Genomic DNA, 20,713 nt, shown 5'->3' with positions numbered 1-20,713 from the left:
CGTGCGGTAGGTGCCCCGGATCATGCGGTACGCGCCTCGGGGTCCGCGGACGGTGCCCGGTTGGCGCCGGTCAGCCCGGCCTTGCCGGCCAGCGCGTACAGGACGAAGGCGGCCAGCAGCGCGTTGAGGGCGGGGATGCCCCAGGTGACGTAGTGGCCGATCAGGGCGGCCGCCACCCAGACGACCAGGGCCGCGGGCGCCCAGCCGGGTGAGCGGGCGGGCAGGGCGCCCTGCTCGCGGGAGCTGTCCAGGGCGGCCCGCCACGTGCGCACGACGTAGTATTCGGCCACCATGATCCCGGCGATCGGCGGGATCGCCACGCCGAGCAGGATGAGGAAGCCCACCAGGTGGTCGGCCATGCCGAGCGCGGCCAGCGCGGTGCCGGCGACGCCGAGCGCCACGGTGACCGCCGCCCGGCCGGCCTTGAGGCCGAAGGCGGTGTAGAGGGTGTTGGTGACGCCCAGGCTGGCGGCGTACAGGTTCCAGTCGTTGACCTTCGCGGTCGCGGTGATCAGCACCAGCACGCCGACCGTGCCGGAGGTGGTGGTGACGATCGTCACCACGTCGCCGGTACGCAGGGCGTGGGCCAGCAGGACGCCGACGAGCGCGAGCACGTACTCGCCGAGGGAGATGCCGAGCACGGTCTGCTTGACGACGTCGGCGGCGTTGCGGTTGAAGCGGCACATGTCCGGCGAGATGACCGCGCCGACGATGAAGCCGCCCGCGACCAGGGTGGCGCCCTGGGCCAGGCTCATCGCGGGGCCCGCGGGGTCGGAGGCGATGAGCTCGCCGAGGGGACGCTTGGCCAGTTCGACGGCGATCGCCCAGCCGGCCAGCGCCAGGAACGCCGGGACGGTGATCCACGCGGTCCAGGCCATGCCGGCGAAGCCATGCACCACGATCGCGGTGATCGCCAGGCCGCCGGCGATGGCCCAGATCCAGGCCGGTGAGCCGCCGAGCAGGCCGGAGACGCCCTGGGCCAGCACGGCGGTCTGGACGCCGAACCAGCCGAGCAGCGCGGTGGCGATGACCAGGCCGACCAGGCCGGAGCCGTACCTGCCGAATCCGGCCCAGCGGGCCAGCAGACTGGTCGACAGGCCCTCGCGCATCCCGGCGATGCCGAGCGCGATCGCGACGACCTCCAGGATGGCGGCGCCGAGCGTGACGGCCAGCACCGCCTGCCAGAACGTCATGCCGAGGCCGAGGGTGGCGCCGAGGAGGAACTGCGACAGGGCGCTGAGCAGTCCGAAACGCTGGACGGCGATGGTCATCCAGCCGTAGCGGGCGGTGGCGGGGACACGTTCGAGCGCGTAGTCCTCGCGGGCCAGGCCGGTGTCGGGGGGTAAGGCCGCCTCTGCGGCCGGGGGGTGCGCCATCGGGGATCCCTTCCGGGAGATGTGCCAGCCAATATGCCGACGCTAGAGAAGAGATCGCGATATCAAAAGAGGCACTTTGCCGGGAACGTTCCGTGGGGGCCCGCCCCACGCGGTGCCGCCCTCGTCGCGGAGCCGTGTGCGGCGGGCCTTCGCCCTGGGTGCGGGCTATGGGAGGGTCAGACGCTCTGCGCCCCGAGTTCGCGGGTGAGCCTGGAGGTCCAGGGGCACCAGACGCAGCCGGGCAGGAAGGGGCCGCACGCCTCGTCGAGGTGGTCCTCGGTGTAGGGGATCGTGGAGTCGCACACCTCGATGGCGACCTCGAAGAAGTCGATCGTGTCCGGGTTGAAGTGGAAGCTCCAGCGCGGGTTGTAGTCCGCCGTCCGCTTGATGATCCGGCCGATGACGTGCACGCGCTGCGTCTCCTCACCGCTGAGGATCCTGCGGGCGTGCGCGATCTTGGCGGGGTCGGTGAGCTTGATGACGAACCGTTCGCGGGTGATGTCGGTCATCTCGAAGTACGCGGTTTCGGCCGCGCGGGACTGCGACTGCTTGTCGGGGGCGGGCAGGGAGGCGGCCAGCGCGGCGGTCTTCGCGCACAGCGGCCCGGCGGCGGCGCTCGCGCCGGAGGGGACGGCGAGGATCGCCAGGCCGATCATCACGGCCAGCACGGCCACGGCGGCCCGGCGGGCGGCGCAGAGAAGCTTGGTCATCGGGGATGGTGCTCCTTCGCAGGTCAGGGCCCTCGACGATGAGGGCCCACCACGGGCCAGCCTCCCCCGGCGCAGGGGCATCACCAAGAGCAGGCGTCACAGTTCTCACCCGACCGACTACGGAATGTCACCAGCCGGTACGGCGCTGCCGGGATCCGTGCCCGCGAAGGCCAGGCCGATGACGAAGCCCGCGACCTCCTCCAGCTGGCGGGCACGCTCCAGCGGCCCCAGCACGGCCGGGACCGCGCCGACGTCGCGCACCAGCGCGCCGGTCACCTCCAGTGCGCGCGGGTCGTCGCCGCACATCGCCACGGTGACGGGCCGGGTCCCGCCGGTCCACTGCTCGGAGGGGAAGACGTTGAAGGCCTTCACGACGTGCGCGCCCGGCGCCAGCGCGGCGATCCGGGTCGCCATCGACTCGCCGGGTCCGGCCAGCAGCACGCCCACGCCGTGCTCGACGGCGTTGGTCGGGTCGATCAGCGTGATCCCCTCCAGCGCGCCGCCGTCCGCGCCGGCCGCGCGCAGCATGTCCTCGGCGCCGTGCCAGGACACCGCCAGCAGGACGGCGTCGCGGCCCGCGACCGCCTCGCGGGGCGGAAGCGCCCGCACTCCCCCGCCCAGCCGGGCCGCCAGCTCCCGCGCCTTGGCTGCCGACCGTCCCGCGACGGCCAGGTCGTGCCCGGCGCGGGCCCAGCCCTCGCCGAGCGCCGCAGCCAGCGTCCCCGTGCCCAGAATTCCCAAGCGCATCCGCGTGTTTCCTCTCCCGTCGGGGCAACCTCTGCCGATCACGATAGAAAGTCCGATACGCACCGAAAGGTGAGTAACGGACGGGGGTCAGGAACATGGATCGAGACGAGCTCCTCGCGGACTGCCGCGTCCGCGCGGCCACCGACCTGTTCGTCCACACGTGGGATCCGGTGGTGCTGGCGGCGCTGGCCGCCGGGCCGAGGCGGCGGCGCGATCTGCGCCTGGCCATCGGCGGCATCAGGGACAAGGTGCTGACGCAGGCGCTGCACCGCCTGCTCGCCAGCGGGCTCATCGACCGCCGGGCGCACGCCGAGGCGCCGCCTCGGGTCGAGTACGCGCTGACGGACCTCGGCCGGAGCCTGGTCGACGGCCCGCTGAACGCCCTCGGCCGCTGGGTGGTGGAGCACGGCGACCAGCTCCTCGACGCCCAGGAACGGTCGGCGATGACGCGGGTGTGACTCCGGACGCCGCCTCCTGACGAAGGGTCCGCGACGGTGCCGGACCGGGAGGCACGCGGCGCTGCGGTTTCGGACGCTCGGACCCTCTGCGAGTCCGCTACGGCGGCAGGTGGGTGCGGGTGGCCGCCGGCCAGCAGCGGGTGGTCCTGGCGATGCCGCCGGTCGAGGCCGGGCGGGCGGTGAGCACCGACCTCTCCTCACCCGCACCAGGCCCTTGCGGACGCCGCTCGGCGATCTAGCGTGGGTGCCGAGACGATTGGAAAGAGGGCATCAGATGCTGCGAACCATCAGGCTCCTCGGCGCGATGGTCACCACGCTCGTCCTGGCCGCCGCCACCGTCGGCCCCGCCGGAGCGACCTCCGGCCAGGCCGGAGCGACGTCGGGCCGTGCGGGACCGTCGGCCGGGCCGCCGGAGACGATCCCGCTGCCCAACGGGTTCCGGCCCGAGGGGATCGCCATCGGCTCCGGCCCGTTCGCCTACTTCGGGTCCCTGGCGAACGGTTCCATCTACCGCGCCGACCTGCGCACCGGCCGCGGCGCGATCATCAGCGAAGGCCCCGGCACCCCGTCGGTCGGGATGAAGCTCGACGACCGAGGCCGCCTGTTCGTGGCCGGCGGCGTGGCGGGCGACGCCCGGGTCGTGGACACCCGCACCGGCCGCGTCCTGGCCTCCTACCGGCTGAGCGACCCGCCCGCGTTCGTCAACGACGTCGTCCTGACCCGCGACGCCGCCTGGTTCACCGACTCCACCAACCCGGTCCTGTACCGGCTGCCGCTGCGCGGCGGGCGGCTGCCCGCCGCGGCCGAGCGCGTCCCGCTCACGGGCGACATCGTGTACGGCACCGGCATCAACGCCAACGGCATAGCCCGGACGCCCGACGGAAAGGCGCTGATCATCGTCCAGTCGAACACCGGCGGCCTGTTCCGCGTCGACGGATCCGGCGCCACCTCCCGCATCGACCTGGGCACCGAGTCCCTGCCCCAGGGCGACGGCCTCCTGCTGCGCGGACGGACGCTCTACGCGGTGCAGAACCGCCTCAACCTCGTGGCCGTCCTGCACCTGGACGAGGCGGGCACCGAGGGCCGAGTCGTGCGCCGCGTGGGCAGCCCCCTGTTCGACGTGCCGACGACCGTGGCCGCCCACGGGTCGCGCCTCTACCTGCCCAACGCCCGCTTCACCACCCCGCCGACCCCCGACACGACCTACAACGCCGTCTCCATCCCCCGTCCCTGAGGCGGAGCCTGGGAACAACTGGCCAACGGGCCAGTTATCTTTGCGGAGGCGCCCCGACGGCGGGTGGCCGCCGTCACGTTCCCAGGAGAAGCCCATGCCACGTCCCAGCGTCGAGGTCGAGCGCCGCGCCCAGATCCTCAGGGCCACCTGCGAGGTTCTCGCCGAGGTGGGCCTGCGGGCGCTGCGCGTCTCCGACGTGGCCGAGCGGGCGGGCACGAGCAACGGCACCGTGCACTACTACTTCGCCAACAAGCGCGAGGTCGTGCACGCCGCCTTCGACGACAACTTCACCCGCTCGATCGAGCGCCGCCGCCCGATCTTCGACAGCGGGGAGGACCCGAGGGCGAGGCTGCGCGCGTTCGTCCGCTCGTACCTGCCCGACAGCCCGGAGACCGTGCGGGCGTGGCGGGTCTGGATGGAGCTGTGGAGCGAGGCCCTGCGGGAGCCGGAGCTCCAGGATCTCAACGAGCGGGTCTACGGCGAGTGGCGCCGCATCGTGGCCGCGGTCATCCGCGACGGCCAGGCCCAGGGCATGCTGCGCGCGGGCGACGCGGTGGAGCTGGCCAACCAGCTCATCGGCATGATCGACGGCCTGGCGATCCAGGTGCTGGTGGGCTCGCGGAGCATGACCGTCGCGCGCATGAGCGAGGTCTGCGACGCGTTCCTGCGCGACCTGGAGACCTGAGCCCGTTGACATCCCGCGTGACGTGCGCCACAGTGCTCCATTAATAACTGGCTCGCCAGTCAATTATGGAGGCGGCATGTCGCGTCGGACCACGGTGGCCGCGATGACCTGCCTGCTGGCGCTCACCGCGTGCGGTGGCGGCGCAGGCGGTGGCGCAGGCGGAGCGGACGCCAAGGAGCTCACGGTCGTCATGTGGGGCGGCGACGACCAGAAGAAGTCCGTCGCCGCCTGGGTCGAGCCGTGGGCCAGGAGCAAGGGCGTCACGGTCAAGCAGGACTCCCCCACCGACTACGCCAAGTTCCGGGCGCAGGTGGAGTCGAAGAAGGTGAGCTGGGGCGCGGTCGAGGTCGAGCCCAACTTCGCCGTCACCGCCTGCCAGAACGGCTGGGCCGTAAAGCTCGACAAGACCAAGGTGGACACCTCGGCGGTCAAGGCGGAACTGGTCGGCGACTGCGCCGCCCCGGTCCTCGAGTACGCCTTCACCATCGCCTACAACACCAAGGCGTTCACCGCCGCCAACCACCCGAAGACCTGGGCCGAGTTCTTCGACACCACGAGGTTCCCCGGCAAGCGCGGCTTCTGGAAGTACGCCACCGGCGCCATCTTCGAGGCCGCCCTGCTGGCCGACGGCGTCCAGAAGGACAAGCTCTACCCGCTCGACATCGACCGCGCCTTCCGCAAGCTCGACACCATCAAGAAGGACATCGTCTTCTACGAGACCGGCGAGCAGCAGCAACAGCTCGTCTCCAGCGGCGAGACCCCGCTCATCCAGGCGTGGAACGGCCGGATCTTCGCCGCCGCCAAGGACGGCCAGCCGGTGGCCAACGAGTGGAACGAGCACTTCCTGTCCTACGACCAGGTCGTCATCCCGGCCGGCTACCCGCGCGCCGACCTGGCGATGCAGTGGCTCAACCACTTCCTGGCCGACACCAAGGGCCAGGCCCAGTACGCCAACCAGGCCGCGTACGCGCCGGTCAACGACAAGGCACTGCCGCTGGTGAACCCCGAGGTGCGCAAGGAACTGCCGACCGACCCGGCGAACGCGGCCAAGCGGGCGGCGATCATCGACTACACCTACTGGGCCGCCAACTACGACAAGGTCACCGAGCGGTTCAACGAGTGGATGGCCGGGTGAGCGCTCTGCGCAGGTTCGGCGACGGGTGGGGGATGCTGGTCCTGCCGCTGGTGGCGTTCCTGCTGGTCGTCTTCGTCTACCCGCTGGCCTCGGTGCTGGCGCGCAGCCTCACCGACCCCGAGCCCGGCCTCGGCAACTACGCGGCGTTCTTCGCCTCGCCGGTCTACCTGGACGTGCTGGGCAACACCTTCGCCACCGCCGGGCTGGTCACGCTGGTGACGTTGCTGCTCGGCTTCCCCTACGCGTACCTGATGACGGTGGCGCGGCCGTTCTGGCGGGGCGTGCTGATGGCGGCGGTGCTGGTGCCGTTCTGGACGAGCCTGCTGGTGCGCACGTTCGCGTGGGTGCTGCTGCTGCGCGACACCGGCGTGGTGAACGCGCTCATCCCCGGCGAGCCGGTGCCGCTGCTGCGCAACCTCACCGGCATCACGATCGGCATGGTCCAGGTGATGCTGCCGTTCGCGGTGCTGCCGATGTACGCGACGATGCGCGGCATCGACCGGCGGCTGCTGCTGGCGGCGGAGGGGCTCGGCGCCAGGCCGGTCTTCGCGTTCTGGCGGGTGTACGCGCCGCTCGCGCTGCCGGGCGTGGCCGCCGCGCTGCTGCTGGTGTTCGTCTCCACGCTCGGCTTCTACGTCACGCCCGCGCTGCTCGGCGGGCCGAAGGACGTGATGATCGGCGAGCTGATCGTGCAGCAGCTCTCCGGCGTGCTGCGCTGGGGGTTCGCCTCCGCGCTGGCCGTCGTCCTGCTGCTGGTGACCGGGGCCCTGCTGCTGCTCGCCTCGCGGCTGGTGGACCTGCGCAAGATGGTCGGCGGCGGCTCGTGAGGCCCGGCCGCGTGGCGCTGTGGGCGCTGGCCGCGCTCACCGCCGTCTATCTGGTGCTGCCGGTCTTCATCGTGATCCCCACCTCGTTCTCGGCCAGCTCCTTCCTGGAGTTCCCGCCGAAGGAGTGGTCGGGGCGCTGGTACGAGAACTTCTTCACCGACCCGGTCTGGCTGGACAGCGCGCTGGCGAGCCTGCGCGTGGCCGTCCTGGTGACGCTGCTGTCCCTGCTCCTCGGTACGGCCGCCGCCCTCGGCATGGTCCGCGGCCGATACCGCCTGCGGGCCCTGGTGTCCGGGCTGGTGATGGCGCCGGTGCTGGTGCCGTACGTGATCGTGGGGCTGGCGGTCTACGCGACGTTCCTGGAGCTCGGGCTCACGCAGACCACGCTCGGCTTCGTGCTCGTGCACACGGCGCTGGCGGTGCCGTACGTGGTGATCACGGTCTCCTCGTCGCTGGTCTCCTTCGACCGGCGGCTGGAGCAGGCGGCGATGAGCCTGGGCGCGGGCCCGGTCAGCACCTTCGTGAGGGTGACGCTGCCGCTCATCGCGCCGGGTCTGGCCGGCGGGGCGGTGTTCGCCTTCGTCACCTCCTTCGACGAGGTGGTGACCGGGGTGTTCCTGTCGGGGCCTGACCTGACGACGCTGCCGGTGCAAATGTGGTCGGGCGTGCGCGTGCAGATCGACCCGACGGTGGCGGCGGTCTCGACCATGCTGCTGCTGGTCACCCTGGCCGTGTTCGCCACGGCCGGGCTCTTGAGACGGAGGAAGCCATGACGGGCGCCGTGGACGTGCGGGCCGTGACCAAGCGGTATCCGGGCTCGCTCGCGCTGGACGAGGTCTCGCTGCACGTGGCGGCGGGCGAGTTCATGACGCTGCTGGGCAGCAGCGGCTCGGGCAAGTCGACGCTGCTGAACGTGGTCGCCGGGTTCACCGAGCCGACCTCGGGCCGGGTGCTCGTGGACGGCGCCGACATCACCGGCGTGCCGCCGCACCGGCGCGAGCTCGGCATGGTCTTCCAGCACTACGCGCTGTTCCCGCACATGAACGTCTTCGAAAACGTGGCCTTCCCGCTGCGCCGGCGCCGGGTCAGGGGCGAGGAGCTGCGCCGCAGGGTCTCGGACGCGCTGGAGGTGGTCGAGCTGGGCGCGCTCGGCGAGCGGCGGCCCGCGCACCTGTCCGGCGGGCAGCAGCAGCGGGTGGCGCTGGCCCGCGCGATCGTCTTCCAGCCCCGGGTGCTGCTCATGGACGAGCCGCTCGGCGCGCTGGACAAGCGGCTGCGCGAGCAGTTGCAACTGGAGATCAAGCGGCTGCACCGCGAGCTCGGCATCACCTTCGTCTTCGTCACCCACGACCAGGAGGAGGCGCTGACCATGTCCGACCGCGTGGCGCTGCTGCGCGAAGGCCGGATCGTGCAGGTCGGCACGCCGCGGGAGCTGTATGAGAAGCCCGCCTCCCGGTACGTGGCCGAGTTCCTGGGCGAGTCGAACCTGCTGGAGGAGGGCGGCGGCCTGCTGCTGGTGCGACCGCAGCACCTGCGGATCGGGGCGCCGGACGGACCCGGCCTGCGGGCCGTGGTGCGCGAGGTGATCTACGTGGGCGGCGGGCTGCGCATCGAGGTCGAACGGCCCGGCGGGCAGCGCCTGGTGGCCCGCACCGCCGTACGGACCGAGGAGCCGCCGCGGCCGGGCGACGAGGTCGTCGCGCACTGGAACGAGCACGACGGCGTCAACGTCCCCGCAGAGGAGAGCCATGCGTGAGAGCACCGACGGCTTCGAGCTGACCGGCGACCAGCGCGACTTCGTGGCGCTGGCCCGCGACTTCGCGCTGCGCGAGATCCGGCCGCGGGCCCGCGAGGTCGACGACGCCGACCACGAGTCGCCCCTGGACCTGTGGGCGAAGGCGGCCAAGCTCGGGCTGACCTCGTTCATGCTGCCCGCGCGGTACGGCGGGGGCGGCGTCACCGACCTGGTCACCCAGGCCCTGGTCACCGAGGAGCTGTGCTACGGCGACATCGGCATCGGCAACCTGCTGACCTCCAACGGCTTCTTCGCCGGCCCGGTCGAGGCGCTCGGCACGCCGGAGCAGAAGGACCGCTGGCTGCGCCCGCTGACCGGCGACGACCCGCCCATGACCGCGCTGGCGGTGACCGAGCCGGGCGTCGGCTCCGACGCCGCCGCGCTGACGACCAGGGCCGAGCGCGACGGCTCGGACTACGTGCTGACCGGCCAGAAGACGTGGATCTCCAACGCCCCCTACGCCCGCTGGATCGTCGTGTTCGCCACGGTCGCGCCGGGTTCGCGCTCGCGCGGCGTGAGCGCGTTCGTGGTGGAGCGTGACACGCCGGGCCTGCGCGTCGGCCGCGCGCTGCCGAAGATGGGCCAGCGCGCGATCGTCAGCGCCGAGGTGTTCCTGGACGGCGTGCGCGTCCCCGCCGGGCACCGCCTCGGCGAGGAGGGCCAGGGCTTCCAGGGCCTGATGCGCACCTTCGACGCCTCGCGCGTCCTGATAGCGGCCGCCTGCACGGGCCTGTCGCGGGCCGCGCTGGACGCCGCGCTCGACTACGCCAAGGAGCGCGAGCAGTTCGGCGTGCCGATCATCGGGCACCAGGCGGTCGCCTTCCGGCTGGCCGACATGGCGGCCAAGGTCGACGCCTCCCGGCTGCTGACCTGGCGGGCGGCGCGGGTGCACGACAGCGGCCGGCCGTGCGCGCAGGAGGCGGCCATCGCCAAGCTGACCGCCTCGGAGAACGCCATGTGGTGCACCTGGGCCGCCCTGCAGACCCACGGCGGCTGGGGGTACTCGCGCGAGTTCCTGCTGGAGAAGTGGATGCGCGACGCCAAGCTGGAGGAGATCGAGGAAGGCACCTCCGACATCCAGCGCCTCATCATCTCCCGGTCGCTGGCCCGATGAGGGTCTTCTCCGACCCGGCCTCCGTCGCCGTCGTCGGCGCCTCCGCCGACCCGGCCAAGTGGGGGTACTGGCTGGCCAGAGGGGCGCTGCGCGGCTCCCACCGGCGCAAGGCGCACCTGGTCAGCCGCTCGGGCGCGGTCGTGGACGGGGTGCGGGCCGTACCCGCGCTGCGCGAGCTGCCGGAGCCGCCCGAGCTGGCCGTGCTGTGCGCGCCCGCGCCCGCGCTGCCCGCGCTCGTGGAGGAGGCGCTGGAGCTGGGCGTGAAGGGCTTCGTCTGCATCACCGCGGGCCTGCCGCCCGCGCAGGAGGCGGCGCTGGCCCGGCGGGTACGGCACGCGGGCGCCCGCCTCATCGGCCCCAACTGCCTGGGCCTCTACGACGCCACCACCGCGCTGGAGCTGGCCTGGGGCACGTTCTCGCCGGGCGCGCTCGGCATCGTCTCGCAGTCGGGTCAGCTCGGGCTCGAACTGGCCGGGCTGGCCGGGGAAGCGGGCATCGGGGTGTCCAGGTTCGTCTCGGTCGGCAACCAGGCCGACGTGAGCGCCGTCGAGGTCCTGGACGACCTGGCCGGGCACGCCGCCACCCGGGCGGTCGTGCTCTACCTGGAGAGCTTCGGCGACGGCCGGGCCCTGGTGCGCACGCTGGCGGCGCTGCGCGCGGGGGGCAGGCCGGTGATCGTGCTGACCGTCGGCGCCAGCGAGGCGGGGCGGGCGGCGGCGCGCTCGCACACCGGCTCGCTCACCGCCGGCACCGCCGTGGTCGAGGCCGCCTGCCGGGCCGCGGGCGCCGTGCTCACGCGCACCCCCGCGCAGGCGGTCGACCTGGCCCAGCTCCTGCTCGGCGCGCCCGCGCCGGCCGGGCGGCGGGTGGCGGTCGTCGGCGACAGCGGCGGGCAGGGCGCGCTGGCCGCCGACCTGCTCACGGCGCAAGGTCTCGCGGTGCCCGCCCTCGGCGCCACGGCTTCCCGCGTGGCCGCGCTGCTGCCGCCGGGCGCGGCCGTGCGCAACCCCGTCGACCTGGCGGGGGCGGGTGAGCGCGACCTGTCCACCTACGCGAAGCTGGTCGCGGAGCTGCTGGACGGCGGGGAGGTGGACAGCGTGCTGCTCACCGGCTACTTCGGTTCCTACGGGGCCGACGCGCCGTCGCTGCGCGAGCGCGAGCTGGAGGTGGCCGGCACGCTCGGCTCGCTGGTGGCCGCGCACGGGCGCACGGTCGTGGTGCACAGCATGCGCCGCGACTCGGCCGCCGTGCGGGCGCTGCGCGAGCGCGGGGTGCCGACCTACGCGACCGTCGACCAGGCCGTGGCCTCGCTCGGGCTGGCCACCGAGCTGGCCCTGCGCCCGGTCGCGCTCCCGGCCGCGGTGTCCGCCGCGCCGCGCGTGCTCGCTCCGGGCTATCTCGGGGCGCGGGCCCTGTTCGAGGGGTACGGCGTGCCGTACCCGAAGGCGGTCGCCGTGGACGACCTGCCGCCCGAGCTGGCGGCGGGGCCGTACGTGCTGAAGGCGGGATGGCTGGCGCACAAGACCGAGTCCGGCGGCGTGGCCGTGGGCCTGCGCGGCCGGCGCGCGGTGGCGCGGGCGCTGGCCGGGATGCGGGCGCGGCTGGGCGCGGGCGAGTACGTGCTGGAGGAGATGGACACGCGCGCCGGGGTCGTCGAGCTGATCGCGGGCGGGCGGCGCGACCCGTCCTTCGGCCCGGTGGTCATGGCCGGGGCCGGGGGCACGCTGAGCGAGCTGTACGGGGACGTCGTGCTCGCGCTGGCGCCGGTGGACGAGGACGAGGCGCTGGCGATGCTGCGCGGGCTGCGCGCCTACCCGCTGCTGCGCGGCTGGCGCGGCGCGCCGCCGGTGGACGAGCGGGCCGCGGCGCGGGTGGTGGCGGCGGTGTCGCGGGTGATCGCCGAGCAGGAGCACGTCGCCGAGTGCGAGATCAACCCGCTGCGGGCGGGGCCGGACGGCGTGCTCGCCGTGGACGCGCTGGTGGTGCCGCGATGACGGCCCGCTCGGGCGGCGAGGCCGTGGTCAGGGCGCTGGCCGCGCACGGGGTGGACACCGTGTTCGGCATCCCCGGCACCCACAACCTGGAGATCTACCGGCACCTGCCCGCCTACGGGGTGCGGCACGTGCTGACCAGGCACGAGCAGGGCGCCGGGTACGCCGCCGACGGGTACGCGCGGGCGAGCGGGCGGCCCGGGGTGGCGCTGGTGACCTCGGGACCGGCGACGCTCAACGCGGCGGCGGCGATCGGGCAGGCGTACTCCGACTCGGTGCCGGTGCTGCTGCTCTCGCCCGGCATGCCGACGGGGCACGCGGCGGGCAGCGGGTTCCTGCACGAGACCCGCGACCAGAGCCGCGCCCTCGACTCGGTCGCCGCCTACAGCCACCGGGTGGGCGCCGTTGCGGAGATCCCGTCCGCGGTGGCCTCGGCGTTCGCGGCGATGACGGGTGGACGGCCACGCCCCGTGCACCTGGAGTTCCCGCTGGACCTGCTGGAGGCGCGGGCGGTGGTCGCGGACGTGGCACCGGTCCGGCCGTCGGTGCGGGCGCCGGGCGAGGCGGAGCTGGCGCGGGCGGTGCGGCTGCTCGCGGGGGCCGCCAGGCCGGTGGTGATCGCGGGCGGCGGCGCGCGGGGCGCGGCGGCATCGCTGCGCGGGCTGGCCGAGCGGCTGGGGGCGGCGGTCGTGACCAGCGCCAACGGCAAGGGCGTGCTCGACGAGGGGCATCCGCTGGCGCTCGGGGCGGGGCTGCACCTGCCCGCCGTGCGCGAGCTGGCGGCGTGGGCCGACGTGGTGCTGGTGGCCGGGTGCGAGCTGGCGCCGTCGGATCTGTGGAACGGGCCGCTGGAGTTCGGCGGTGCGGTGGTGCGGGTGGACGTGGATCCGGCCCAGCTCGTGACGAACGTCGTGCCGGACGTCGCGCTGGCCGGGGACGCCGCGCTCACGCTCGACCGGCTGCTCCGGGCGCTGGGTGAGGGCTTCGCCGTACCGGAGGAGGTGGCGCACTGGCGCGCGCTCAAGGACGGTCAGGCCCGCGCGGAGGGCGCGCGGTGGGAGTGGATCGTGCGCGCGCTCGACGCCGGGCTCGGGCCCGACGCGGTCGTGGCCGGGGACAGCGCGATGGTCTGCTACTACGGGGCGCTGACCGGGCTGCGCGCGCGGCTGCTCCATCCGACCGGCTACGGCACGCTCGGCTACGGTCTGCCCGCCGCCATCGGCGCGGCGGTGGCCCTGCCGGGCCGGGCCGTGGCGGCGCTGATGGGCGACGGCGGGGTGATGTTCACCGTGGCCGAACTGGCCGCCGCCGCGCAGCTCGGGCTGCCGCTGCCGGTCGTGGTCGCCGACAACGGCGGCTACGGCGAGATCCGCGCCGAGATGGCCGCCCGCGACGACCCGCGGCAGGCCGTGGACCTGCCCTCCCCCGACTTCTCGCTGCTGGCCCGCGCGCTCGGCGCCCGCGGCCTGCGCGCCGACGACGAGACGACGCTGACCGCGGCGCTCAAGGAGGCGCTCACGGCCGACCGGCCCACGCTCATCCACGTGAAGGAGACGCCTTGAGCCTGCTGGAGATCACCTGGACCGACCCCGTCACCGGCCGGCGCGGGTACGTCGTCATCGACAGCCTCGTGCGCGGCGTGGCCAGCGGCGGTCTGCGGCTGCGCGAGGGCTGCACGCTCGAGGAGGTACGCGGGCTGGCGCGCGGCATGTCGCTCAAGGAGGCGCTCGTCTACACCCCGGGCGACCGCTACGTCCCGCTGGGCGGCGCCAAGGGCGGCATCGACGTCGACCCGCTGGACCCGCAGGCCCACGGGGTGCTGAAGCGCTTCCTGACGGCGGTCCTGCCCGTGGTCCGCGCCCAGTGGAACACCGGCGAGGACTTCGGCCTGCGCCAGGAGACCCTGGACGAGATCGCCGCCTCCCTCGGCCTGGCCTCGACGGTCGAGGCGGCGTTCGCGCTGGTGGAGGAGCCGCGGCGGGCGCGCGAGCGGCTGCGGGCCGCGATGGCGGTGACGGTCGCGGGGGTGCCGCTGTCCGACCTGGTCGGCGGGTACGGCGTGGCCAGGGCCGCCCTGGAGGTGGCCGGGGCGCGCGGCCTGCGGCTGGAGACGGCCGTGGTGCAGGGCTTCGGCTCGATCGGCGGGGCGGCGGCGCGCTACCTGGCGCGGGCCGGGGTGCGCGTGGTCGGGGTCGCCGACCGGGACGGGCTCATGCGCAACCCGTCCGGCCTGGACGTCGAACGCATGCTGGCCGCCCGCGACCCGCACGGCGTCGTGGACCGGGCCTGTCTGCGCCGCGAGGACCGCACGGGCTCGCGGGAGGAGTGGCTGGACGTGCCCGCCGACCTGCTGGTGCCCGCGGCGATGTCGTACGTGCTGGGGCCCGGGGAGGCCACCCGCGTGCTGGCCGGGCTGGTGGTCGAGGGCGCGAACCTGCCCACGCTGCCGGAGGCGGAGTCGGTGCTGCTGGGCCGTGGCATACCGGTCGTGCCGGACTTCCTGGCGAACGTGATGACCAACGCCTGGTGGTGGTGGGTGCTGTTCGGCGACATCGACCCCACAGCCGAGGCCGCCTTCGCCAAGATCGACGTCGTCATGCGGGACCTGGTCGCCGCGCTCACCCGCGACGACCTGCCGCTGCGCAAGGCGGCCCTGGGCCTGGCCGAGTCCAACGCCGCCATGATCGCCGCCCGCTTCTCCCCCTCGGACAGGTAGGTCGGTTCTCCGCCTCGGACGGGAGCCTCGGGTGGGAGGTGGCTCGGGTGGGAGATGGCTCGGGTGGGAGATGGCTCGGGTGGGAGATGGCTCGGGTGGGAGGTGCCTCGGGCGGGAGGTGCCTCGGGCGGGCAGGTCAGGCGGAGGCGGGCGGGCAGCCCAGGCGGCGGTACTTGCCGGGGGCCATGCCGTACTGGCGCTTGAAGGCGTGGGAGAAGGCGTACTCCGAGCTGTAGCCGACGGCGGTGGCCAGCTCGCCCAGCGCGGCGTCGGAGTCGCGCAGCATGCGCGCGGCGGTGCCCATCCGCCACCAGGTCAGGTACGTCAGCGGCGGCCGGCCGACGAGCTCGGAGAAACGGCGGGAGAACGCCGCCCTGGACAGGCCCGCGTGGCGGCCGAGCGACTCCACGGTCCAGGGGTGGGCGGGATCGCGGTGGATGCGGTCCAGGGCGGTGCCGATCGCGGGGTCGGCCAGCGCCGCGACCCAGCCGCCCGGCGCGCAGTGCTCGGCCGAGACGTCGAACCACGCCCGCAGGATGTACAGCAGCAGGGTGTCCAGCAGCGCCGACACCACCAGGTCCACGCCCGGCCTGGGACGGTCGAACTCCTTGCCGAGCAGCTCCACCGCGGCACGCAGGTCGGTGTTGTGGCCCAGCCTGGCGGGCAGGTGGAGCATCTCGGGCAGGTCTCTGAGCAGCGGGTGCGCCCGGCCGGAGTCGAGCCGGTAGCCGCCGCAGAGCGTCACCGTGACGGGGCCGTCGCCGTCCATGGCGGCGGTGGCGAACAGCTCGGCCTCGGCGTAGGGGTCGCAATCGGGCTCGGCGACGGGGGTGGCGGGCGAGTCGGCCAGCGCGTAGCCGTGGCCGTGGGGGAAGAACAGCACGTCGCCGGTCCCGACCGGGATGGGCTCGCCGTCCGGCGGGATCGCCCAGCACGAACCCTGCAGAATCACCTGGAAGCCCGCCGAGCCGGGCGCCGACGGGAAGCGCTGCCCCCAGGGAGCCGGCCACTCGACCCGCGCCGAGCGCGGCACGCCGATGCGCATGGAGGCGATCACGTCGCTCAGGACGTCCATGGCGGCAGTCTAGCCATCGAGATGATCGCGTATCAATCGGGGACGTCGGCGCATTGGACGCCTCCGCCACGGGTCCTAGCGTGGACGTCATGACAAGAGTCCTGGTCAGCGGGGCCACCGGTACGGTCGGCCGCCCCCTGGTGACACAACTGCGAGACGCGGGCGCCGAGGTGCGGGCCGTGACGCGAGAGCTGACCGACCCGGTCGCGCTGGCGGCGGCGCTGGACGGCGTGGACGCGGTGTTCCTGCTGTGGCCGTTCGCCTCGGCGCGGGGCGCGCGCGAGGTGCTCGAAGTGATCGGCGCGCGGCGCGTGGTGTACCTGTCCTCGGCGGCCGTGCGGCCGTACGAGGCGGAGATCGAGGGCCTGGTCGCGACGTACGCGCGGGAGTGGACGGTGCTGCGCCCGCACGCGTTCTCGGCCAACACGCTCCGGTGGGCCGAGCAGGTGCGCGCGGGGGTGGTGCGGCAGCCGTACGGCGACGCGAGCTCCTCACCCGTCCACGAGCGCGACATCGCCGCCGTCGCGGTACGGGCGCTGCTCGACGGCGGCCATCAGGGCGCGGTCCACATGCTGACCGGCCCGCGGGCGCTCACCCGGCGGGAGCAGGCGCGGGCGATCGGCGCGGCGATCGGGCGCCCGGTGCGCTGGGAGGAGGAGCCCGTGCATGAGGCCCGGGCGCGGATGCTCGCGCTGGGATGGCCCGAGCCGGCCGTGGACGGGATGCTGCGGGCCCTGGCCGCGCCGGGACCCGTGCCCACCGGGACCGTGGAGGAGATCACGGGCGTGCCCGCGAGCACGTTCGCGACCTGGGCGAGCGAGCACGCCGCGGACTTCCTGGGCACGATGCGGGCCGCCCGCGTCCACGAGTACGGCGACGCCTCGGCCATCTCGCTGGACGAGGTGCCGGTGCCGCGGCCCGGACCCGGCGAGGTGCTCATCAGGGTGGCGGCGACCTCGTTCAACCCGTCGGAGGTCGGGCTGCGGATGGGGTTGCTGGAGGAGACGCTCGGCATCACACTGCCGCACACGCTCGGCTGGGACGTCGCGGGCACCGTCGTCACCGGGGCGGGCGAGTTCGCCCCCGGCGACCGGGTGATCGGCCTGATCGGCGAGGCGGCGGCCGAGTACGCGCTCGCGCGGGCGAGCATGCTGGTCAGGGCGCCGGAGCGGATCCCGCTGGCGTGGGCGGCGGTGGTTCCCGTGGCCGGGCTCACCGCGTGGCAGGCGGTCTTCGAGCACGGCCGCGTCGGGCCGGGCGACCGGGTGCTCGTCAACGGGGCGGGCGGCGGGGTCGGGCTGTTCGCGGTGCAACTGGCCAAGCACGCGGGCGCTTATGTCGTGGCGACCGCGAGCCCGCGCAGCGCCGCCGCCGTGCGCGCCCTGGGCGCCGACGAGGTCGTCGACTACACGGCGGCGCCCCTGCCCGGCGGCAACGACCTGCTGATCAACCTGGTGGCCGGGGCGCCCGCGCTGACGGGGCTCGCCGGCGCGTTCGTCTCGATCACCCACCCGATCGACCATCCGCGTGCCGTCCACTTCGTGGCCCGCAACGACCCGGGCCAGCTCGCGGAACTGGTGGCGCTGATCGACAAGGGCGTGGTGGGCGTCGAGGCGGGCGCCCGGCCGCTGGAGTCACTGGCGGACCTGCACCGCGCGGCCGAGCGCGGGGAAATCCGGGGAAAGGTCGCCGTGACAATTGAGAGAGCGCGTTCTCAATAATCGAATAATGTCAGGCGCGGGTCCAGCGCTGGTTGGCGGCGCCGGTGCAGTCCCAGATCTGCAGCCGGGTGCCGTTGGCGGAACTCGCCCCGGTCGCGTCGAGACATCGGCCGGACTGCGGGTTGACGATCTGTCCCGTGCCGGAGTTGAAGGTCCAGCGCTGGGCGCCGGTGCCGTTGCAGTCGTAGAGCTGGATCGGCGTGCCGTTGGCGGTGCCGGCGGAGGTGACGTCCATGCACTTGCCCAGGGCCCGCACCGATCCGTCGCCGTTCCACGTCCAGTTCTGGGCGGTCGTGTTGTTGCAGTCCCAGAGCTGCACCGGCGTGCCGTTGGCGGGGTTCGCGCCGGCCACGTCGGCGCACTTGCCGCCGATGCCGGTGATCCGGCCGCCGCCGCCCGCCGGCGGGGCGTACACGCGGACGTAGTCGACGGTCATGGTCTGCGGGAACGTGGTGGTGGCGTCGGGGTAGCCGGGCCAGTGCCCGCCGACGGCCACGTTCATGATCATGAAGAACGGGTGGTCGAAGACCCAGCGGTCGCCGCCCAGGTCGGCTGGGGTGCGGCGCTGGTACTCGACGCCGTCCACGTACCAGATGATCAGGTTCGGCGACCAGTCGACGGCGAAGGTGTGGAAGGCGTCGGCGAAGGCCCCGCTGATCGAGTACGCGCCGCCGATGCCCTCGGCGCCCGAGTAGCCGGGGCCGTGGATGGTGCCGTGGACGGTGCTGGGCTCGCGGCCGATGTTCTCCATGATGTCGATCTCGCCGCTGGCCGGCCAGCCGACCGAGCCGATGTCGTTGCCCAGCATCCAGAACGCCGGCCAGATGCCCTGGCCGCGCGGCACCCTCAGGCGGGCCTCGAAGCGCCCGTAGGCCCGGGTGAAGGTGGCGGCGGTGAGCAGCCGGGCGGAGGTGTACTGGCAGGTGCCGTAGTGGCACTGGTAGTTGGCGGGGTTCTCCCTGCGGGCGGTGATCACGAGGTTGCCGCCGCCGTCGTGGGCGGCGTTGCGGGTGCTGCTGGTGTAGTACTGCTGCTCGTTGTTGCCCCAGCCGCTGCCGCCGACGTCGAAGCGCCACTTCGACGCGTCCACGGCGCTGCCCGCGGCGGCGTTGAACTCGTCGGACCAGACCAGGGGGCCGGGAGGCGGGGCGGCCGTCGCGGTGGCGGTGGCGGTTCCCGTCAGGGGGGCCAGCATGGCGACGACGGTGGCGAGGGCGGCGCCTAAGGCGAGCAGCCTTCTGGAACGGGGGGTGCGATCCATTCGGTCACCTCACTTGAATTTACTGGTGACTGTCCGGCACCGTAAGCCGCCTGTCAAGAGAGCGCTCTCTCCGAAATTCACGTGGGCCAGGCGAGATGGTCGACGGCGAGAAACGTCTCCTGCGCGACGGCCGCCGGGGTCGTCCCGGCGAAGCCCATGACCTCCCGGTGCAGATGGGACTGGTCGGCGTAGCCCAGCTCGGCGGCGACCCCCGCGGCGCTGTCACCGGCGACCAGGCGGTGCGCGGCGTGGTCGAAGCGGACCAGCCGGGCCGCGCGCTTGGGCGGCAGCCCGATCTGCGCGCGAAAGCGCGACCAGAGGCGTTTCCTGCTCCATCCGACCTCGGCGGCCAGCCCGTCGACCCTGGCCAGGCCGCGCCCGCCGGTGATCCGGCGCCAGGCCCAGGCCACCTCGGGGTCCACCCGCGAGCCCGCCGCGCACCGGCGGGCGAGCAGCGTGTCGAGCAGGGCGAAGCGCTCCTCCCACGAGGGGACCTCGCTCAGCCGTTCGAGGATCAGCGGCGCCTGCCCGCCCCACAGGTCGCCCAGGGGCGCCGCGACGCCGTCCAGCTCGGCCGGTGAGACGCCCAGGACCGCACGGGCGACCAGCGGGGACAGCCGCACCTGCACGCACTCGACGTTCTCGCCCCGCGCCCAGACCGCGCCGCCGGCGCCGAAGCCGGGCCCGGTGGCCAGGCTGCCGCCCTGCCTGCCGCCGGTGTAGTCGAGGACGGGTGCGCCGCCTCCGAACTCCAGCAGCAGCGTCACGGCCGGGTGCGCGACCATCCGCAGGGTGTCCAGGTCGCGGACCCGGAACCCGGCCATGGCGACGCCGGCCGCCCGCAGGGGCCGCCGGGGCACCGCGACCCCCCAGGTGGCCGCGCCGTGGACGAAGGTCCGCACGGCCTCCATGCTAGGGAACGTTCGTTCAAGACCCGGCGGCGCCCACCCGGCGGCGAGATGCTGCCCGGCCTCGGCCACTCGCCGCTTCTGGAGGACCCGGCGCGCACCGCCGCCGCGCTGCCGGCCTTCACCGCCGCTCGGACAGGAACGCGCGGGTGAGGCCGGCCAGGCCGGCGGGGTCGGCGAACCAGTCCATGTGCCCCTCCCCCGGCACCTCGGCCAGGCGGCTGCCGGCGATGCCCAGGTGGAGCTGCCGCGAGCCCTCCATGGGGATCATGGCGTCGCCGCCGAACCCGACGACCAGCGTGGGGGCGGTGATTGCGGGCAGCAGGTCCCTGATGTCCACGCGGGCCCCGAGGTCGATCTGGCGGCCGATCCCGGCGGGCGGCCACGCGTCGGCCTGGGAGGCGGCGAGCCCCTCGTGGCCGAAGGCGTCCAGCGTCGCGGCGCTGAAGCCGGTCAGCGCGGAGAAGCGCTTGAACAGGTCGCGGTCGGTGTCCAGCAGGCGGCGCCAGGTCTCGAAGTAGAAGGCGTCGCGCGGGCCGGTCGAGTGCGCCCAGCCGCCGGCCAGCACCAGCCCGCGCACCAGTTCCGGCCTGGTCGCGGCCACGGCCGCGGCGGCCACGGCGCCGAGCGAGAAGCCCAGCAGGTCCACCGGGCCGTCGGCCGCGGCCTCGACGGCGGCGGCCACCTGCTCGGCGATCAGCTCGACGGTCAGCTCGGAGCCGTCGTCCTCGGTCAGCCCGCTGCCGCTGAAGTTGGGGCGGATCACCCGGTGGGTGTCCGCGAAATACGGCACGACGTTGCCGAAGACCTTCTCGGCGTCGCCGCCGGTGCCATGGACCAGAGCCAGTCCCGGCCCGTCGCCGTCGACCTCGTAGTGCACCTTGGTACCCCGGACGGAGGTGAAAGGCATGTGGATCAACCCCTGAACGAAAAGCGATAACTGATAAGATGAGCGCTAAG

The 20,713-nt window shown here is 73.9% G+C and carries 19 protein-coding genes; 12 read left to right on the top strand and 7 right to left on the bottom strand.

Going from position 1 to position 20,713, the window contains the following annotated elements; all coding sequences use genetic code 11:
• Positions 1-20: 20 nt before the first annotated feature.
• The 3 genes from ACIBEJ_RS05430 to ACIBEJ_RS05420 form a co-directional block, all read right to left on the bottom strand.
• Positions 21-1,376 (bottom strand): purine-cytosine permease family protein, encoded by a 1,356-nt coding sequence (locus ACIBEJ_RS05430; protein WP_397181367.1) that lies wholly within the window; start codon positions 1,374-1,376, stop codon positions 21-23.
• 176 nt (positions 1,377-1,552) lie between these two features.
• Entirely contained in the window at positions 1,553-2,086 is a 534-nt protein-coding gene (locus ACIBEJ_RS05425; RefSeq protein ID WP_397181366.1) for a calmodulin-binding protein, read from the bottom strand.
• Positions 2,087-2,203: 117 nt separating this feature from the next.
• Positions 2,204-2,833 carry an NADPH-dependent F420 reductase gene (locus ACIBEJ_RS05420; RefSeq protein ID WP_397181365.1) on the bottom strand — a complete coding sequence of 210 codons (630 nt, stop codon included), beginning with the start codon at positions 2,831-2,833 and terminating at the stop codon, positions 2,204-2,206.
• 95 nt (positions 2,834-2,928) lie between these two features.
• Between ACIBEJ_RS05420 and ACIBEJ_RS05415 the strand changes: the two genes are divergently transcribed.
• The 11 genes from ACIBEJ_RS05415 (at position 2,929) to ACIBEJ_RS05365 (ending at position 14,788) form a co-directional block, all read left to right on the top strand.
• The gene (locus ACIBEJ_RS05415) at positions 2,929-3,291 is read left to right on the top strand and encodes a winged helix-turn-helix transcriptional regulator (protein WP_397181364.1); all 363 of its coding nucleotides are present in this window, start codon (positions 2,929-2,931) and stop codon (positions 3,289-3,291) included.
• Positions 3,292-3,565: 274 nt separating this feature from the next.
• Positions 3,566-4,525 carry an SMP-30/gluconolactonase/LRE family protein gene (locus ACIBEJ_RS05410; RefSeq protein ID WP_397181363.1) on the top strand — a complete coding sequence of 320 codons (960 nt, stop codon included), beginning with the start codon at positions 3,566-3,568 and terminating at the stop codon, positions 4,523-4,525.
• A gap of 94 nt (positions 4,526-4,619) precedes the next feature.
• Entirely contained in the window at positions 4,620-5,210 is a 591-nt protein-coding gene (locus tag ACIBEJ_RS05405) for a TetR/AcrR family transcriptional regulator (protein ID WP_397181362.1), read from the top strand.
• Positions 5,211-5,286: 76 nt separating this feature from the next.
• Positions 5,287-6,345, top strand: a complete 1,059-nt coding sequence (locus ACIBEJ_RS05400; RefSeq protein ID WP_397181361.1) for an ABC transporter substrate-binding protein — start codon at positions 5,287-5,289, stop codon at positions 6,343-6,345.
• On the top strand, positions 6,342-7,172 hold the full coding sequence (locus tag ACIBEJ_RS05395; RefSeq protein ID WP_397181360.1) for an ABC transporter permease: 831 nt from the start codon (positions 6,342-6,344) through the stop codon (positions 7,170-7,172). The genes ACIBEJ_RS05400 and ACIBEJ_RS05395 overlap by 4 nt, the downstream gene beginning before the upstream one ends.
• Complete coding sequence (locus ACIBEJ_RS05390; RefSeq protein WP_397181359.1) at positions 7,169-7,945, top strand: ABC transporter permease; 777 nt, start codon at positions 7,169-7,171, stop codon at positions 7,943-7,945. Before ACIBEJ_RS05395 ends, ACIBEJ_RS05390 begins: the two co-directional genes overlap by 4 nt.
• The gene (locus ACIBEJ_RS05385; RefSeq protein WP_397181358.1) at positions 7,942-8,928 is read left to right on the top strand and encodes an ABC transporter ATP-binding protein; all 987 of its coding nucleotides are present in this window, start codon (positions 7,942-7,944) and stop codon (positions 8,926-8,928) included. Before ACIBEJ_RS05390 ends, ACIBEJ_RS05385 begins: the two co-directional genes overlap by 4 nt.
• Positions 8,921-10,081: an acyl-CoA dehydrogenase family protein gene (locus tag ACIBEJ_RS05380; protein ID WP_397181357.1), complete on the top strand. Its 1,161-nt coding sequence runs from the start codon at positions 8,921-8,923 to the stop codon at positions 10,079-10,081. Before ACIBEJ_RS05385 ends, ACIBEJ_RS05380 begins: the two co-directional genes overlap by 8 nt.
• Positions 10,078-12,075 (top strand): acetate--CoA ligase family protein, encoded by a 1,998-nt coding sequence (locus ACIBEJ_RS05375; RefSeq protein ID WP_397181356.1) that lies wholly within the window; start codon positions 10,078-10,080, stop codon positions 12,073-12,075. The genes ACIBEJ_RS05380 and ACIBEJ_RS05375 overlap by 4 nt, the downstream gene beginning before the upstream one ends.
• Positions 12,072-13,634, top strand: a complete 1,563-nt coding sequence (locus ACIBEJ_RS05370; protein WP_397181355.1) for a thiamine pyrophosphate-binding protein — start codon at positions 12,072-12,074, stop codon at positions 13,632-13,634. Before ACIBEJ_RS05375 ends, ACIBEJ_RS05370 begins: the two co-directional genes overlap by 4 nt.
• Positions 13,631-14,788, top strand: coding sequence for a Glu/Leu/Phe/Val dehydrogenase dimerization domain-containing protein (locus ACIBEJ_RS05365; RefSeq protein ID WP_397181354.1), 1,158 nt, complete (start codon positions 13,631-13,633; stop codon positions 14,786-14,788). The genes ACIBEJ_RS05370 and ACIBEJ_RS05365 overlap by 4 nt, the downstream gene beginning before the upstream one ends.
• Before the next feature lie 136 nt (positions 14,789-14,924).
• On the opposite strand, the gene ACIBEJ_RS05360 is transcribed toward ACIBEJ_RS05365, so the two are convergent.
• Positions 14,925-15,863, bottom strand: coding sequence for an AraC family transcriptional regulator (locus ACIBEJ_RS05360; protein WP_397181353.1), 939 nt, complete (start codon positions 15,861-15,863; stop codon positions 14,925-14,927).
• An 89-nt stretch (positions 15,864-15,952) separates the two neighbouring features.
• Between ACIBEJ_RS05360 and ACIBEJ_RS05355 the strand changes: the two genes are divergently transcribed.
• Positions 15,953-17,584, top strand: coding sequence for an alcohol dehydrogenase catalytic domain-containing protein (locus ACIBEJ_RS05355; protein ID WP_397181352.1), 1,632 nt, complete (start codon positions 15,953-15,955; stop codon positions 17,582-17,584).
• A gap of 10 nt (positions 17,585-17,594) precedes the next feature.
• Here ACIBEJ_RS05355 and ACIBEJ_RS05350 read toward each other — a convergent pair whose 3' ends face one another.
• The 3 genes from ACIBEJ_RS05350 to ACIBEJ_RS05340 all read right to left on the bottom strand — a co-directional run bounded on the left by ACIBEJ_RS05350 (position 17,595) and on the right by ACIBEJ_RS05340 (position 20,663).
• Entirely contained in the window at positions 17,595-18,845 is a 1,251-nt protein-coding gene (locus ACIBEJ_RS05350; RefSeq protein WP_397181351.1) for a ricin-type beta-trefoil lectin domain protein, read from the bottom strand.
• A gap of 77 nt (positions 18,846-18,922) precedes the next feature.
• A complete protein-coding gene (locus tag ACIBEJ_RS05345) occupies positions 18,923-19,756 on the bottom strand; it encodes a helix-turn-helix domain-containing protein (RefSeq protein ID WP_397181350.1) in 834 nt (277 codons plus the stop codon).
• A 118-nt stretch (positions 19,757-19,874) separates the two neighbouring features.
• Positions 19,875-20,663, bottom strand: coding sequence for an alpha/beta fold hydrolase (locus ACIBEJ_RS05340; protein ID WP_397181349.1), 789 nt, complete (start codon positions 20,661-20,663; stop codon positions 19,875-19,877).
• Positions 20,664-20,713: the final 50 nt, after the last annotated feature.

Source organism: Nonomuraea sp. NPDC050790 (genome assembly GCF_044456745.1).
In the GTDB taxonomy this organism is placed as follows: Bacteria; Actinomycetota; Actinomycetes; order Streptosporangiales; family Streptosporangiaceae; genus Nonomuraea.
Note: the sequence above shows the minus strand (reverse complement) of the source record. Positions and strands in the feature narration are given on the sequence as shown.